Annotated in this window: 16 protein-coding genes and 1 pseudogene; all 17 read left to right on the top strand. The window is 40.8% G+C overall.

Translation table 11 applies throughout. From position 1 onward, the window contains the following. Positions 1 to 116 precede the first annotated feature (116 nt). The 17 genes and pseudogenes from M3610_RS22920 (at position 117) to M3610_RS22840 (ending at position 17,013) form a co-directional block, all read left to right on the top strand. Complete coding sequence (locus tag M3610_RS22920) at positions 117 to 464, top strand: PadR family transcriptional regulator (protein WP_251462901.1); 348 nt, start codon at positions 117 to 119, stop codon at positions 462 to 464. Further along, complete coding sequence (locus tag M3610_RS22915) at positions 451 to 1,449, top strand: HAAS signaling domain-containing protein (RefSeq protein ID WP_251462952.1); 999 nt, start codon at positions 451 to 453, stop codon at positions 1,447 to 1,449. Before M3610_RS22920 ends, M3610_RS22915 begins: the two co-directional genes overlap by 14 nt. Positions 1,450 to 1,629: 180 nt before the next feature. Next, positions 1,630 to 2,613, top strand: a complete 984-nt coding sequence (locus tag M3610_RS22910) for a phosphotriesterase family protein (RefSeq protein ID WP_251462950.1) — start codon at positions 1,630 to 1,632, stop codon at positions 2,611 to 2,613. A 6-nt stretch (positions 2,614 to 2,619) separates the two neighbouring features. Further along, a complete protein-coding gene (locus M3610_RS22905) occupies positions 2,620 to 3,552 on the top strand; it encodes a phosphoglycerate dehydrogenase (protein ID WP_251462899.1) in 933 nt (310 codons plus the stop codon). Between the two features lie 20 nt (positions 3,553 to 3,572). Next, a complete protein-coding gene (locus M3610_RS22900) occupies positions 3,573 to 4,232 on the top strand; it encodes a bifunctional 2-keto-4-hydroxyglutarate aldolase/2-keto-3-deoxy-6-phosphogluconate aldolase (protein ID WP_251462897.1) in 660 nt (219 codons plus the stop codon). Continuing rightward, positions 4,229 to 5,041, top strand: a complete 813-nt coding sequence (nagB, locus tag M3610_RS22895; protein ID WP_251462895.1) for a glucosamine-6-phosphate deaminase — start codon at positions 4,229 to 4,231, stop codon at positions 5,039 to 5,041. The genes M3610_RS22900 and nagB overlap by 4 nt, the downstream gene beginning before the upstream one ends. 146 nt (positions 5,042 to 5,187) lie before the next feature. Continuing rightward, entirely contained in the window at positions 5,188 to 6,009 is an 822-nt protein-coding gene (locus M3610_RS22890) for an SDR family oxidoreductase (RefSeq protein ID WP_251462893.1), read from the top strand. Between the two features lie 176 nt (positions 6,010 to 6,185). Next, positions 6,186 to 7,715 carry a glycerol kinase GlpK gene (gene glpK / locus M3610_RS22885; RefSeq protein WP_251462948.1) on the top strand — a complete coding sequence of 510 codons (1,530 nt, stop codon included), beginning with the start codon at positions 6,186 to 6,188 and terminating at the stop codon, positions 7,713 to 7,715. A gap of 26 nt (positions 7,716 to 7,741) precedes the next feature. After that, complete coding sequence (locus tag M3610_RS22880) at positions 7,742 to 8,695, top strand: sugar ABC transporter substrate-binding protein (RefSeq protein WP_251462891.1); 954 nt, start codon at positions 7,742 to 7,744, stop codon at positions 8,693 to 8,695. Positions 8,696 to 8,727: 32 nt separating this feature from the next. Continuing rightward, the gene (locus tag M3610_RS22875; RefSeq protein WP_251462890.1) at positions 8,728 to 10,257 is read left to right on the top strand and encodes a sugar ABC transporter ATP-binding protein; all 1,530 of its coding nucleotides are present in this window, start codon (positions 8,728 to 8,730) and stop codon (positions 10,255 to 10,257) included. Beyond that, positions 10,232 to 11,233 (top strand): ABC transporter permease, encoded by a 1,002-nt coding sequence (locus M3610_RS22870; RefSeq protein WP_251462888.1) that lies wholly within the window; start codon positions 10,232 to 10,234, stop codon positions 11,231 to 11,233. Before M3610_RS22875 ends, M3610_RS22870 begins: the two co-directional genes overlap by 26 nt. Positions 11,234 to 11,332: 99 nt before the next feature. Further along, positions 11,333 to 12,259: a MurR/RpiR family transcriptional regulator gene (locus M3610_RS22865; protein WP_251462886.1), complete on the top strand. Its 927-nt coding sequence runs from the start codon at positions 11,333 to 11,335 to the stop codon at positions 12,257 to 12,259. A gap of 140 nt (positions 12,260 to 12,399) precedes the next feature. Continuing rightward, the gene (locus M3610_RS22860) at positions 12,400 to 13,440 is read left to right on the top strand and encodes a zinc-dependent dehydrogenase (protein WP_251462883.1); all 1,041 of its coding nucleotides are present in this window, start codon (positions 12,400 to 12,402) and stop codon (positions 13,438 to 13,440) included. Between the two features lie 17 nt (positions 13,441 to 13,457). Next, entirely contained in the window at positions 13,458 to 14,528 is a 1,071-nt protein-coding gene (locus tag M3610_RS22855) for a galactitol-1-phosphate 5-dehydrogenase (protein WP_251462882.1), read from the top strand. A gap of 4 nt (positions 14,529 to 14,532) precedes the next feature. Continuing rightward, positions 14,533 to 15,474, top strand: coding sequence for a shikimate dehydrogenase family protein (locus tag M3610_RS22850; protein ID WP_251462879.1), 942 nt, complete (start codon positions 14,533 to 14,535; stop codon positions 15,472 to 15,474). 26 nt (positions 15,475 to 15,500) lie between these two features. Next, complete coding sequence (locus M3610_RS22845; RefSeq protein ID WP_251462877.1) at positions 15,501 to 16,082, top strand: glucose-6-phosphate isomerase; 582 nt, start codon at positions 15,501 to 15,503, stop codon at positions 16,080 to 16,082. Positions 16,083 to 16,419: 337 nt separating this feature from the next. Further along, positions 16,420 to 17,013, top strand: a pseudogene (locus M3610_RS22840) (thermonuclease family protein). The last annotated feature ends 272 nt before the right edge of the window (positions 17,014 to 17,285 follow it).

The raw sequence follows: 17,285 nt of genomic DNA, 5'->3' as shown, positions 1-17,285 counted from the left end.
TCATTAATATTTTTTAATAGAATTAATTTCAATTGATTTCGTCACAACAATAGTGTATGACGCATAGCATAAATTAAATACTGTATGACATATAGTAATAAAAATGAGGTGGGTGAATGAGTAATATATTGAATTCATTAACGACAGAGCTTCGGAGAGGAACGTTGACATTAGCGGTTTTAAGTCAGTTACGAACCCCCCAATATGGATATTCACTTGTCCAATTATTGGAGGGAACAGGTATTGCCATTGATCAAAGTACTTTATATCCATTGCTTCGCAGATTAGAGAAACAGGAGTTAGTGTCGAGTAGTTGGGATACATCTGAGAGTAGACCCCGTAAGTACTATGTTTTAAGTGAATACGGGTTAGAGATATTTTTGCTGTTAAAAAAGGAATGGATCAAGAATTCAAAAGAGCTTTATAGTTTACTAAAGAGGGAGGAAGATGATGAATCTTATTGAGGTTTATATTCAGGAAGTTACTCGAAGGCTTCCTGAAAAAAATCGTGAAGATATTGCCCTTGAGTTGCGGTCATCTATAGAAGATATGCTGCCTGATGATTACAGAGAAAAAGATGTAAAGGAAGTCCTTGAAAAATTGGGGAGTCCAGTTACTTTGGCTAGTGGTTATCGAGATCGGCCCATGCATCTTATTGGTCCTCGCTATTTTGATGTATATGTGACGCTGTTGAAAATGATTTTACCGATTACTGCTGTCATTTCATTAATCTCGATGATTGCTGAATATTTTATCGGATATGGCGGGGGAGAAGTGGTAATAAATGTTGTTATGAGACTTTTGGGCGAAGGAATATGGAGAATCATTGAAGTAGGGATCCAAGTATTCTTTTGGCTAACTATTGTGTTTGCTATTTTAGAAAGAACTGATAAAGGAAAGGATGAGCAGCCACTAACAGCAAGCCTTAAAAAATGGACTCCGGATGATTTGAAAAATATCCCCTATATCCCTAAGAAAAAAGCCATTTCCAAGTTCGAAGTATTTGGAGGTTTAATGTGGACTGCTATATGGGCAACACTTTATTTTTATGCGAATCATCTTTTAGGTGTATATGAAGGCGGAAGGGATGGACTAGAATTCGTGACTCCATCCTTAAATCAAGAGGTTTTACTACGGTATTGGCCGATCATCGTTATTATGATCGGACTCGAAATAGCATTATCCCTTTACAAATTAATAAAAGGAAAATGGACAAAAAAAATGGCAATTTGCAATTCGGTCCTCCAACTAATGGCAACCATTGTATTTATTGTCATATTAATAAATCCAAATTTACTAAGCAAAGATTTTATTATGTATATGACAGATTTATTTACTATAACCGCTAATCAATTAACAACGTGGATTGTTGGCGGTGGAATTTTCATCTTTATACTATCGGCGGCCATCAGTGTATTTGATGGCTTCCGCAAGGCAAGAATTCGTTAATCTAATAACTGGTACCGGGGCTGATGATCTATTAAGGATTGTCAGCTTCTTCTTGTTGAACTACCATGAAGATTAACAGCATAAAATAAAATTTTATTTTATATTGACGTATAAAAAATATAATTTTATAATAAAAAATAAGGAGAATGTAAAATTGCTCCAACGAGAGAAACTAACTTGATGTTAAAGGGGGGAGCCGCAACGGGAACGATACGAACCGTTTTAGGGGATATCCCTAAAGAACAATTAGGGTTCTGTCATAGTCACGAACATCTCTTTATTGCTGCTGGTAAGCCAGCAAAAATCAATTCTGTTTTACAGATTGACGACTATGAGAAAACGAAGGATGAAATACAGGTTTTTCATAGTTTAGGAGGGAATGCCATCGTCGATGCGCAGCCTGTTGGATGTGGACGAATGGCAGATTGGTTGACGGAAGTGTCGAGACAGACAGACATCCATATTATCGCATCAACAGGGTTTCACAAGCAGAGCTTTTATGTTGAAGATCATTGGTTGTTTCGTTGGAGCGAGGATCATCTGGCTCAATTTTTCATCAATGAAATCGAAGACGGGATGTATATCGGTGCAGATAACTGCGAACCCGGGACCAAAATTCACGCGAAAGCCGGTATAATCAAGACCGCAATTGAAGAGGATCGACCGGGTTTGACAGCAATCAGACTATTAAATGCCGCAGCGCAGGCTTCGCTGGAATCTGGGGTCCCGATCATGTGCCATACGGAGACCCATCGTCAAGGTGTTTTTGCAGCGGAACATTTCATAAAGCATGGTGTCTCTCCCAAGAACCTAATCATCTGCCATTTGGATCGGACACTCGACGATTACAGTGTCCATAAACAACTGGCTGAATATGGTGTTTATCTGGAATACGACACGATCGGCAGGTATAAATATCATAGTGATGAGGAAGAAGCGGATTTAATCGTTCAAATGCTGGATTGGGGCTATGGGAAGTCTCTACTTTTAGGATTGGATACAACCCGGGCGAGATTGAAGAGTTACGGTGGTGAGATTGGTTTGGATCACTTGAAGGTGAATTTCATCCCGCTTTTGCGTGAACATGGTGTTTCGGAATCCTCAATCGCAGATATGATGATGAATAATCCATCCTTTGCATTTTCTCAAAAAACAAAGAGGTGAAAACATGTGACCTACAAAGTAATGGTAACTCCACGTTCCTTTGGAAAGGGGAACCCACAACCGATTGACATGTTAAGAGAAAAGGGCTGTGAACTGGTGCTAAATCCATACGGCCGCATTCTTAACAAACAGGAAATGAAGGAATTGATCAGAGATGTAGATGCGGTGATTGTCGGTGTGGATCCTATCGATAAAGAGATCCTTGAGCAAGCGCCTAAGTTGAAAATCATTTCCAAATATGGTGTTGGAACCGATAATATCGACCTGGTCTTCGCTAAAGAAAAGGGAATACCAGTAACAGTGACAAATGGAGCAAATAAAGATGCTGTTGCAGATTATACCATTGCTCTTATGCTGGCTGCTGCAAGAAGAATGATTCCGATTGATCATGCCTGCAGGCAACGGAACTGGAATAAGGTAACCTCTGTCGATGTATGGGGTAAAACACTTGGTCTCATCGGTCTTGGAGCCATTGGCAAAGGTGTTGCCGCAAGGGCTAAGGGGTTTAACATGAATATACTTGCATATGACTTGATAAAAGATGAATCGTATGAGACTGAACATCAAATCAACTATGTAAGTTTAGAAGAGTTACTAACCAATTCGGATTTTATAAGTCTGCATTTGCCATTAACGAAACAAACACATCATTTGATAGGTGAAAAAGAGATAGGTGCCATGAAAGAAAACGCTGTCATTGTGAATACTGCAAGGGGCGGACTTATTAACGAACGTGCCCTTCTTTCTGCCTTACAAGAAAAAAGGATATGGGGCGCTGGATTGGATGTATTTGAACAGGAGCCGCCACAGGATGTAGGGTTCCTTGAATTGGATAATCTTGTCATTGGTTCTCATTGTGCTGCGTCAACCTATCAAGCTATTGAAAATATGGGCGTCATGGCTGCTGAAAATGTACTAGAGTATTTAAGAATTCACTAATGAACAAGGAGAAATAACAAATGATCATCAATAAACTGCAAGTCGTACACAGATTGTGTGCGGAAGGGATCGTAGCTGTTATCCGAGCAGAGGATAGTGAGCAAGCTATCAAGATCGCGGAAGCATGTCTACGGGGTGGTATTTCGAGTTTGGAAATAACGTTCACGATTCCGCGTGCTCATCAAGTGATTGAGGCGCTTTCGAATCATTTTTCACCTGGAGAGGTTACGATTGGTGCGGGGACGGTATTAGATCCAGAAACAGCTCGTATTGCGATTCTATCGGGTGCGCAATTTATCGTCAGTCCATACGTTAATACAGATACGATTCAATTATGTAATCGTTATGGAATACCATGTATGCCGGGAGCCATGACAGTGAAAGAAGCTATTGAAGGAATGGAGGCCGGTGCGGATATCATTAAGTTATTCCCTGGTGAAACATATGGCCCATCTATGATCCGTTCGCTGAAAGGCCCGCTCCCACAAATAAATCTAATGCCGACCGGTGGAGTAAATCTCGAAACAATAACTGATTGGCTTGAAGCAGGTGCCGTTGCAGTAGGAGTGGGTGGGTCTTTGATTAGTTCAGCGAAGCAAGGCGATTATGCAACCATTACCGAAAAAAGTCGGCAGCTCGTAGAAAAAGTGAAAACCTTTCATGGGGTGTACTCAAGATGAGAATTAGTGTTTTTCGTGATTCAGTGAACGCTGATCGAGTAGGTGCATCAATTCTGCTCAAGGAAATTCGTGAAAAACTTAATCCCAAGCTTGGCCTTGCTACTGGTTCTTCACCTGTTGGGATATACAGACAATTGGCAGAGTTATACAGAAGGAACCACTTTAGTTTTAAACATGTTTCTTCCTTTAATTTAGATGAGTATGTGGGGTTATCAGAGGATCATCCGCAAAGTTATGCAGCTTTTATGCGAGAACATCTATTTCAGCATCTCGATATAGAACCAAGGAATATTCACATTCCGAATGGAATTGCCGAATCCGCCGAAGAAGAATGTATCAGATATGAAAAGCTGTTGCAAGAAGCAGGGCCTCTAGATATCCAACTGCTTGGAATTGGTTTGAACGGACATATTGGTTTTAACGAACCAGGGAAGAATCTATCAAGTGAAACCCATCTTGTGACCTTAACAGAGGAGACTAGGAGGGCAAACGCCAGATGGTTTCTTTTGGATGGGCAAACACCTAGACAGGCAATCACAATGGGGGTTGGTCCTATCATGAAAGCAAAAAAAGTACTATTAATTGCTCAAGGTGAGGAGAAGAGTTCGATTATTCAAGAGGCCTTTTTGGGACCGATAACAACTCATTGCCCAGCCTCCTTACTCCAATTACATCCGAATTTATTGGTCCTTTTGGATGAAGCGGCAGCATCACGGTTAATCGATGATAGCCAGCCGTCATTTCGGATATATGTAAATAAAAGAATTGATTTCCTATATGAACCGGATCTAAGGGAATTAGTCCAATAAAGGGTATGGATATATTTTTTTATCTTATATAGAATAAAATTTCATTTTATTATTGACTTAATAGAATAATATTTTATAATTATGATAAATCCTTTATAAGTAAGAATTTTCTAAAAATATAAACGCAATTAGGGGAGGAAGAAGATTTGTATACACAAGGAAGAAAATTAGAGGGTAAAGTGGCGATCGTAACCGGGGCAGCATCAGGAATTGGTGAAGCTGTTTCAAAGATTTTTGCAGCGAATGCTTGTAAAGTTTTATTGGTGGATATTGATACGGAACGTTTGAAACAAGTGGCAGCTGAAATTGAAGCAGCAAATGGTATTTGTGATTGGATGATAGGTGATGTAACCGAAGAACAAGAAGTTGTCAGCTTCTTTAAACTTGCAAAAGACAAATGGGGAAGTATAGATCTGCTTATTAATAGTGCAGGCCGTGATTCCCTGTCTCCTCCTATCGGCCAAACCTCACTCGAAGAGTGGAACAAAACAATTGGACCAAATTTAACGGGAGTCTTCCTTTGCTGCCGTGAAGCGTTCCGATATATGGAAAAACAAACGACTGGCGGAAGAATTATCAATATGGGCTCCTCTTCAGCGAAAGTGGCTTCATGTCCGGGACACAGTCCATATCGCGCTTCAAAGCATGGAATGATGGGACTTAGTAAAAATATTTTATTGGAAGGCAAGGATAAGAATATCGGGGTGACTGTCATTAATCCTTCTCATGTTAAGACACCAATGACCGAGGTTATTGATAAAGGGATTTATGACGGAGAAATTCCTGCCTATATCGACGGTTGGTTAGATGCTAAGGAGCTTGAAGAGGGCATCTATAATAGCTGTATCGATGTCGACAATGTAGCCGAAGCGACTCTTTTTGTAGCAACTAGAACACCAGACGTGACAATTCCTTCGTTTTCCTTCTATCCAACACATAAGGCACATCGTTATGGAATGGAAGTATAACGAAATACTGGTGTAGAGATAAAAACACCTATATGATTATCTCGACGGTCCTTTCCATTTACCTTGAAAAAGAAATGGATCGGGTCGTCAAGTAATCAATTCGGTAAAATTTTATCTTGGACCAATGATCATCTTGAATGACCTAAATGAAAGCGGTTAAAAAAGTGAAGTTCCTAATGTTTATCGGCTCTGGAGAGGTGGGGTATGGAGTGGCAGGGAAGTATGTGATGTCATTTGATTGTGGAACAACGAGCACAAGAACAATATTATTTGATCACAGTGGCAAGATCGTTTCAGTGGCTTATCAAGATTTTGAACAAATCTATCCTAACCCAGGTTGGGTGGAACATAATCCCCTAGAAATCTGGGAAGCCCAGTTAAAAACTGCAGGAGAAGCTCTGAGACAAGCAAATGCAAGTGCAAAGGATATAGTGGGAATTGGAATTACCAATCAGAGAGAGACCACAATTGTCTGGGATAAGGCTACCGGAAAGCCTGTTATGAATGCCATCGTTTGGCAGGATCGCCGCACGGCTGACGTTTGTCAAGAACTGATAAAACAGGGCTTGAGCGAATATATCAAGGATAATATGGGGTTATTGATAGACTCCTATTTTTCAGGAACGAAGATAAAATGGATTCTCGATCACATCGATGGGGCAAAAGAAAAGGCTGATAGGGGGGAACTACTATTTGGAACGGTAGATTCTTGGTTGATATGGAATTTAACAGGTGGAGAGGTCCATGTCACTGATTATTCCAATGCTTCACGAACAATGTTATTTAACATTCACCAGATCGAGTGGGATGATAAATTATTAACAGAGTTAGACATACCGCGGGCAATGCTCCCTGACCTTCGTCCCTCCAGTGAAGTTTACGGGATGACTGTCGAATCGCTATTTGGTGCAAGTATTCCTGTTGCAGCTGCGGTTGGCGACCAGCAGGGTGCGCTTTTTGGTCAGGCATGTTTTGATGCGGGAATGGTTAAAGCCACTTTTGGAACAGGAGGCTCATTGCTAATGAACACGGGCGCTAAGCCCATTAAATCAGATACTGGTCTCCTTACCACAGTGGCATGGGGATTGAACAATAAGGTGGAATATGCGCTTGAAGGTCTGCTTTATGTGGTAGGAGCTTCTGTGCAATGGCTGCGAGACGAGCTGAAACTTATCTCTGATGCGAAGGAGACGGAACATCTCGCGCAAGAGGTAGAAAATACCAATGGGGTCTACGTGGTACCTGCATTTGTTGGACTCTCAGCCCCATACTGGGATCAATATGCACGCGGGGCGATATTAGGATTGACACGCGGTGCGAATCGCAATCATATTGTTCGTGCGACACTTGAATCGATTGCTTATCAGATTCGCGACGTCATTGCTTGTATGGAACAAGATTCGGGGATCAGCAATCGTGAGTTGAAGGTAGATGGGGGAGTTTGCAATAACAACTTTGTAATGCAATTCCAATCAGACCTGCTTGGCGTTCCGGTTATCCGTCCGAAGATAGTGGAATCAACTGCACGAGGCGCAGCTTTTCTCGCTGGGCTTGCAACTGGATTTTGGAAAAGTCAAAGCGATTTGGTTGATACGTTTGAATTGGACCGCAAGTATGAACCAACATTTGATGAAAGTAAGCGTAATCAATTGTATGCTGGCTGGCAAAGGGCTGTAGAAAGAGCAAAAGCATGGGAAGAGATTTAACCAGACTTTTCAAGGGGGTCTTTTTGATGAAAAAAGGTAAACAATTTAAGTTGGTATCACTGATTATTGCGCTTATTCTAGCCATAGTAACAACAGCATGTGGAAAGACGGAAAATACTTCTGGTTCAAATGAAAAAAAACGAGTTTTTGCTGCTTCCTATTTTACCATGAATAATCCTCATTTTATCGATTGGAGCAAAGGTCTAAGATCTGAAATCGTCGATAAACATGGTGACGAGCTGATAGAAGCAGATGCACAGTTGGATATTAACAAACAGATTTCGGATGTCGAAGACTTTATTCAACAACAGGTTGACGCAATCTTTATTGCCCCTGTAGATAGCAAGGGAATCAAAACAGCACTGTTATCCGCAAAAGAAGCGAACATACCCGTTATTATTATGGATGTTCCACCACAAGATACGGACCTGGTCACTGCAATGGTCACCACAGATAACTTTATGGCTGGTAAAGTACTTGGAGAAGCAATGGTGAAAAATACGAATGGTAAAGGAAACGTTGCCATTATCGATTGGTCAGTCGTTCAGGCAGTTGTTGATCGAACTAGCGGATTCGAATCTGCGATCAAGGATTCTCCGGGTATAAAAATTGTCGCGAGACAGGATGGGAAAGCGTCGACAGAATCTGCTCTTCCGATCATGGAAAACTTTCTGCAGTCTAATCCTGAAATAGATACCGTCTTTACGATTAATGATCCGTCGGCAGTAGGGGCGCTCGCTGCCATCGAAGCAGCCAAGCGAACAGATATAAAAATTTACTCCATTGACGGTTCGCAAGAGGCTATTAAACTTATTAAAGATAAAAAGATTGTTGGGTCTTCTGCACAGTTCCCAGTTAAGATGGGCCAGGTTGCAGGTAATTTGGTTTATAAGATTCTTAAAAAAGAAGACTTTGAGAAGTGGGTTAAAGTAGAAAGCTTGTTTGTTGACCAGTCCAATTATGAAAAATACTTAAAATAAGTTTCAGAAGCACATAAAAAGGAAGGGATGCTATGGAAAACAAGACGCCACTTTTGCAAATGAAAAATATAAGTAAGAGCTTTCCGGGCGTTAAAGCACTAGATAAAGTGCACCTTGAAGTCCAGACAGGTGAAGTCCACGCTTTACTAGGAGAGAATGGGGCGGGAAAGTCAACATTAATTAAGATCCTTGGTGGTTTATTGGTTCCGGACGAAGGTGAAATTTACCTCGACGGGACTAAAGTGGATATGAAAGATGTAAGTTTTTCGGAAAGTATGGGTATTAGTGTTATTCATCAGGAACTCTGTCTAGCGCCGAATATGACGGTTGCTGAAAATATTGTATTAGGCAGGGAGCCCTCAAAGGGTCCCTTCCATCTTATCAATCGAAAAGAGATCAAGCAGTTCGGACAGGAAATACTCAATCAGTTTGATCTTGAAATTGATGCCGGTGAATTTGTAAGTAATTTGACGGTTGCCCAGCAGCAGATGGTTGAAATTGCCAAGGCATTATCTAAGGATAACCGGATCATTGTGATGGATGAGCCGACCTCATCCTTAACGGAGAAGGAAGTAGCCAAACTTTTGGATACGATTCGGGGACTAAAGCAGAAAGGGGTCTCTGTCATTTATATCTCACACCGGATGGAGGAGTTATTTTCCATCGCAGACAAGGTGACGATTCTAAGGGATGGTACGTATGTTGGGACCAGAAACATGAACGAGGTCGAATATAAAGGACTTGTTCAGATGATGGTCGGAAGAGAGTTATCTGAGATTTATACGAAACCAACTGTCCAGCCAGGAGAGAAAATTCTCGAAGTTCGAAACCTTACGAGCGGTAAAAAGGTTAAAAATGTTAGTTTTAGCCTCTACAAAGGTGAAATTCTGGGGATATATGGATTAGTGGGCTCGGGTAGAACGGAATTAATGAGGACAATTTTTGGAATCGACAAATCTACCAGCGGCGATATTTATGTCAAAAATAAAAAAGTTCGAATTCAAAATCCTAGAGATGCAATCAAACATGGGATTGGATTTGTTCCAGAGGATCGAAAAGAACAGGGTGCTATTCTCATCCAAAGCGTTTCCTACAACGTGAGCCTTACCAGACTGAACAAATTGGTAAAGTGGTTTCAAGTGGATAAACACCAAGAAGATAGGTTAGTAGATAATTATATTGATAAACTTTCGATTCGAACACCTTCTCCAGAGCAGAAATTAATGAATCTTAGTGGCGGGAATCAACAAAAAGCGATCATCTCAAAATGGCTTGCTACGGAACCGAATATCCTTATTCTTGACGAACCTACCCGAGGTATTGATGTGGGTGCAAAAAAAGAAATCTATTCGATTATGTCAGAATTGGCACAGTCAGGAGTCAGTATCATTATGGTTTCTTCTGAGCTTCCAGAAATCATCAATATGAGTACGCGAGTGATTACCATGAATCAAGGGGAAATCAGCGGCGAATTAACAATAGAAAGTGAGATTACCCAGGAAAATATTCTTACCCATGCAACGGGAGGTATAAACAATGAAAGCGAATTTGCAAAGTCTTAACCAAACAGCCGTAAAGAAGAAGGGGTCTTGGACAAAGCTGCCAATGATGAATTTTGTCCTCTCCAATTCAGGCATCTTAATTGCCCTCATTAGTTTGATTGTTTTTTTCGCTATAACCACTTCTACGTTTATGACACCTAGCAATCTATTAAATGTTTTAAGACAGATCTCTATTAACGCAATTATCGCATTTGGAATGACGTTTACGATTCTCATTACTGGTATTGACTTGTCTGTCGGGTCCGTCCTCGCAGCCTCACAAGTGATCACCATCGGTTTATTGTTTATGGGGGTTCCTATTGTCCCGGCACTTTTTGGTGGAATTCTGATTGGTGCGGTCCTAGGTTTCATCAATGGATTTGTGATCACTAAAGGGAAGATCCCTCCTTTTATTGTGACATTGTCGATGATGATTATGGCTCGAGGCTTGTCATATGTTTTAACTGGGGGAAGGCCGATGAGTTTTAATAATGATGTTTTATCCTTTATCGGAAATGGATACATCGGGCCGATTCCTGTACCCGTTATTATCATGATCCTTTGTCTTATCATCACGTCTTTCGTTTTAAATAAAACGAGGTTTGGCAGACATGTTTATGCGATTGGTGGAAACCGTGAGGCGGCAAGGTTCTCAGGTATCCATATCTCCAAAATTGAAATAATTGTTTATACCATATCGGGGGTATTAGCTGGATTGAGCGGGGTTATTTTAGCAGCTAGAATGTCATCTGCACAACCGACATCAGGAAATGGATTTGAGTTGGATGCAATTGCAGCAGTGGTTTTAGGGGGAACAAGTTTCTCTGGGGGAATAGGCAAAATTGGTGGAGTGTTCATCGGTGCTTTGATTATAGGAGTCCTGAATAATGGGTTGAATTTACTGCATGTTTCATCATACTGGCAGATGATCATCAAAGGTCTAGTCATTGTAACCGCCGTTTATGTCGATTCAGTTAAAAAGAAAAAAAGTACGTGAAAGTTTGTTAATAAATCAAAGCTAGTTGAAAAAAAGTGGCTATTTGATAGAATTGTTTGTATCGCCCCTTGGATTTTAGGAAAATCCTGGTGCATATTCATGAATCGAGGTGTACCACAAATGCAAGAAGGGAATCGTACCCCAAACCAGGACGTATTGAGACTTATTAATATTAAAATAGCCTATCTTAATCCTGCTTTACGTCGGATTGCTGAGTATATTCTGGAAAATCCGAATCAGTGCAAAAGTATAACAAACAAGGAATTGGCGGCAGCATGTAATGTCGCAGAATCAACCGTTACTCGATTTGTTAAAGAGATTGGTCTGGACAGTTACCAGGAATTGAAAATCGGTATTGCGGAATCATTGACGATGAACGATCCCTCTACTTCGCCAGCTGAAGATAAATATGTCTATGAAGATATAACACAAAACGATACACAAGAAATGATACTTGAAAAAGTTTTGTACCGAACCGTTCAAACAATGACGGAGACGAAGCAACGTCTAAATCTTGAAGAACTTAACAAAGCTGTAGAAGCTATTGAACAGGCAAACGTGATTTGTTTCAGCAGCATGGGTTCGTCAAAGGCAGCGGCGATCTCTGGTGTTATGCGATTCACTAGAGCAGGTAAGAAGTGTATCCTTTTCGAAGATAAAAGTATTCAATTAATTAGTGCAGCCATTACAGGTCCGGGTGACGTCATGATTGGGATCAGTAATTCTGGGCGTTCCAGAGACGTCGTTGATTCTATGAGACTTGCTCAAGCAAGAGGAGCACGAACGATAGGGATTACATCATTTGCAGATTCACCGTTAACAAAGTATTCGGATATTACCTTGTTTACATCTGCAAAATATTCAAATGAAGGATCGGCATTATACTGGGAAGCGGCAGCATCCAAAACAGCTCAAATTCTGGTACTTGATTTAATTTTCGCTTGTTATGCTGCGAAGAATTTCACTAAAACGTTAAATTATATGGAAGAAACATATAAAGAGCTGCGGAGCTCACGGGAGAAATAATTCCAGAATCATCAATCGACTCTGTCAAAGTTATTTTGATGGGGGCTTCTGATGTCTTGAATCGAATAAAATTATATTTTATTAAAATTTAAATAAAATAAAATTTTAAAAACAAAACAGCACTGGAGAGGAGAAAATTCATGAAAGCAGCGTTTTATTACGGTATTGGAGACATTCGAGTAGAAGATGTACCCATACCGGAAATACAAAAAGATGAAATTCTTGTTAAGGTTAAGGCCTGTTCAGTTTGTGGAACAGACAATCGTATTTATCGACATGGACATTTTAAAGTACCTGAAGGGATGAAGCGTGTGCTTGGCCATGAAACTGCTGGAAAAATAGTTAAGGTCGGAACCGCTGTCAAAGGATTTAGGGGTGGAGAACGAGTTGCCCTGCCACCAAATGTTGGATGCGGAACGTGCAAAATGTGTATAAAAGGTTTCAACCAGCTATGCCCTAATTATCAGGCGTTTGGAATAAGCATGGACGGTGGTTTTGCCGAATATGTCAAAATTCCTGCCTTCGCGGTTAACAACGTGATCAAAATTCCCGATCATGTTAGTTATGAAGAGGCTGCAATTGCAGAACCGCTTTCTTGCGTACTCCATGCCTATGAAGCACATAAAACGGTGCCAGGTGATACCGTTCTTATTATTGGACCCGGTCCAATCGGTGCCCTGCATGTCATGATCAACAAATTAGCTGGTGGACGAATAATTGTTGCGGGAAGATCAAACGCGCGTCTTGAACAAATCAAGCAATACGGAGCAGATATCGTCATTAACAACAAGGAATCGGATTTGAAGGAAGAAATTAATAAAATAACCAATGGTTTTGGGGTGGATGTGGTGATTACTTCCAACTCCGATCCTGAAATGCAGAAGGTTGCACTTGAAGTTGCTGGTTATCATGGGCGTGTTTCCTTGTTCGGAGGTTTACCAAAAGGCAAGGAAGAAGTGTCATTAAATACCAACCTTATACACTACAAGGAGCTTCTTGTGACAGCAACCACTGGCTCTAGTTTATTGGATGTACACAAAGCCATGGAGATGATCTCCACCGGCATCATTGATGTTAAATCGTTGATTACCGCTACATTTTCGATTGCAGATACAGTGGCCGCTTTCGATTATGCAGCACAAGGACAGGGCATGAAAGCTCTGATTACAACAGAACTGTAACAATCAGGAGGGAGTAAATGAACATGTTAATGAATGCGGCTGTTTTACATGCACCAGCTAATCTGCAATATGAGCAAGTTGAGGTACCATTTGTTAAGCGAGACGAAGTATTGGTTCGTGTCAGGGCAGCGGGTGTTTGTGGCTCTGACTTAGGACGTGTCATGAAGACAGGAACGTATAGCTTTCCTACGATTCCAGGTCACGAATTTTGCGGTGAGGTTGCAGAAGTCGGTACCGATGTAGTGGATTTTAAAATAGGTGACCGTGTGGCCGTTACGCCAATTCTACCTTGTGGAACATGTGAGTTTTGTGAAACGGGGGATTATGGACTTTGTGATAACTACAATTATCTCGGATCTCGTACCAATGGCGGATATGCTGAATATATAGCAGCTCCTTCCAGAAATCTAATTCGTTTGCCAGAAGGACTGTCCTTTTTAGAGGGAGCTATGATTGAGCCAGCCGCTGTTACGTTGCATGGGATGATGCGTGTAGCGATAAACGTGGGTGAAACCGTAGCTGTTCTTGGATGCGGCACGATTGGCTTGATGGCAATCCAATTTGCCAAAATCATGGGTGCCACACAGGTCATTGCTGTGGATGTCGCTCCAGATAAACTTGAATTAGCTGAGCAATTAGGCGCTGATATATGCCTGAACTCTCGTGAACTCGATGCTGCGCTTAAAATCAAAAAATTGACTGGGGGTAAAGGTGTAAATGTGGCGGTAGAAACCGCAGGGGTGGTGCAAACGCAGGAGCAGTGCTTGAGAATTGCCAAGAAAAAAGGGAGGGTTCTCTATCTTGGAACTGCTCACAAGGATGTTGTTTTACCACCGAAAAGTTTTGAATGCATCGTTAGAAACGAACTGACCATTGTTGGTTCTTGGAATTCTTACAGTGCGCCATTTCCTGGCGTCGAGTGGCAAGCGACGATTGATTATGTGAAAAGTGGAGCATTAAAGTTACAACCGTTAGTTACTCATACATTCCATCTTTCTGAAGCGCCACAAGTTTTCGTTGATCTCGTCGAACACAAATTTCCTTTTACAAAAGTGATTTTTGAGATTAATACGTTGATAGGAGAATGAATATATGAATCTACCAACTAAAGCAACACAACCGACAATGTACTTTATTGGCGTTACAACAAAAATGTCTTCGATAATGAAACTGTTCCCGCTATGGGCTGAGGCACTTGGACTAAAGGGCGCTGTGATCAAAGGAATTGATATCGACATTCATGCAGAACCGGAAGATTATAGAAAAGTCGTGGAATTTATTAAAAACGACGAATTATCACTTGGTGCATTGGTGACTACACATAAAATCGACCTGTATCATGCCGCCAGTGACCTGTTCGATTACTTGGATCCGCATGCGCAAATGTTCAAAGAGCTTTCCTCCATATCCAAGAAAAATGGAAGATTAGAAGGCTATGCGAAAGATCCGATCTCGAGCGGATTAGCAATGGAGGCATTTATTCCAAGCAACTATTGGAACAATCACGGTGGTGAAGTGTTGATCCTGGGGTGTGGAGGAAGCGCGCTGGCAATCAGCTCTTATTTAACAGAGAAAAAGCATGGAAACAACGTGCCTTCCAAGATTATTTTGACGAACCGGAGTAAACCAAGGCTGGATTCAGCAAAAGAATTACTATCGCAGCTTGATACGGAAGTGCCTTTCGAATATCATCATTGTCCAGATCCTGTCCTTAATGATGAAGTGATGTCTGCTATTAGGCCTTATTCTTTAGTGATAAATGCTACTGGTCTGGGGAAAGATCGACCGGGATCCCCTTTAACGGATCTTGGGCATTTTCCGGAAAATGGCTTGGTGTGGGAGCTGAATTATCGCGGAGAACTTGATTTCATGCACCAAGCATTAAGAGAAAAACAAAAACGTAACTTACTTGTAGAAGATGGCTGGATTTATTTTATTCATGGTTGGACACAGGTGATCTCGGAAGTCTTTCATGTGGATATTAAAGGTGAATTATTACAAGATTGTACCAAAATTGCAGAAAGCATTAAATAATTAAAACATACGAGGGGTGTATCAAAATGAGTAAGGATATCGCAGTGAAACCATTTACAATGTATTTTGATCTTATTAGTGGAATGTCTAACGAAAAAAGTACAACCAAACGACAGCTATCAAATATGAGAGGGATGTTTTCGAATAGTGAAGCCTTGGAGGCTATGATCCAAAAAGAAAACTCGGTGATGTATGAATTTTTCGAATTGGAGCTGCCGGAAAAAGATGGAGATTTATTATTCGGCACTAGTATCGTTTATCCAGGAAAAGTTGGAAATGAATTTTTCATGACCAAGGGACATTTTCACACAATTCTAGATACAGCTGAAGTCTACTACTGTTTGAGCGGAAATGGTTATATGCTCATGGAAAACCCAGAAGGGGATTGGGCTGCGGAAGAAATGACTCCAGGAAAAGCTGTGTATGTACCGGGTCGATATGCTCACCGAAGTATAAATGTAGGTGATCAGCCTCTTATTACTTTCTTTGTTTTCCGCGCGGATGCAGGACATGATTATGGTACCATTGAAACAAAAGGCTATCGGAAACTAATTATCGAAAAAGACGGCAAGGTAGAAATCGTCGATAATCCCAAATGGGGAGCTTAATCAGTAACTTCAATAATGGAGATGAAGCCAATTTCAGGTCCTCCTTCTGAATTTTTAATACACTTTTTAGAAGGTTAATAGATGCTATCCATATCTTTATTATCCTTCGGTGTTGCGATGACCAGCCTAAACACATAAAGAAACACATTGGGATTCACATATGAATTCTAATGTGTTTTTTTTCATTGTTCTAAATCAGTACCAGGAACAAATTAATGAAATATAAAAAGTCATTTTGAAAAAAATCCAACTCACTCTGTCCCTTTTTACTCTTTAATACTATATAGAGGAGAGGTGGAAGTCTAATTAGAAGGGTATATCTAAGGAGGAGAAAAACATGAAGAAGAAATTAGCGGGAGGGGCCCTCATCGTAGCCGCATCCCTTTTTGCTATTCATCCTTCAGAAATAATTACAAGTGAAAATAGATCAGTTAACCATACTCCCAAGGATGTGCCTACTGGAGACGTAGTGGATCAGGCTCCTGAGCAAATTCCTATTACACTAGTGGAAACCATCGATGGGGATACGATTAAAGCAAGAGTAAAAGGGAAGGTTGAAATTGTTCGTTATTTATTAGTTGATACGCCTGAAACCAAAAAGCCAGGAACATGTGTCCAGCCATTTGCATCGGAAGCTTTTCAAAGGAATAACGAGTTGGTAAGGGAAGGAAGTTTATCCTTGGAAGTTGAGTAGGGGACAAAAAGGGATGCTTACGGCAGATTGCTCGCTTATGTATATGTGGATGGACAGTCCGTTCAAGAAACGCTAATCAAGGAAGGATATGCACGGCTAGCTTATATAATGGATCCACCATACAAATATCTTAACCTATATAGAACAGATGAAAATCTAGCCAAAAAGAGCAAATTAAAGATATGGGGCACGAAGGGCTATGTGTCGTATTACGGGTTTAATGGATGTGTGCGATAAGCTCTAATATACTAAAATAAGGGGTTCAATCTTGAGGTGAATATCATTTAAATGGCATTGAAAATGGCTTGCAAACTGACATCAGTAATGCAAGCCGTTGTTGGGTTTATGGAGTTTATTGAAACCAAAATCTATCTTTTTCTTCATACAGATAGGTAAGGCTTTGAAGTTATCGCTACCTTTTCCCCCCGTCCACACCGTACAAGCGACTTTCACCGCATACGGCGTTCCAACTATACCAATCCACTTTAACCATAACACTGTTCAGTATT

The organism is Neobacillus sp. MER 74, assembly GCF_023714155.1.
Note: the sequence above shows the minus strand (reverse complement) of the source record. Positions and strands in the feature narration are given on the sequence as shown.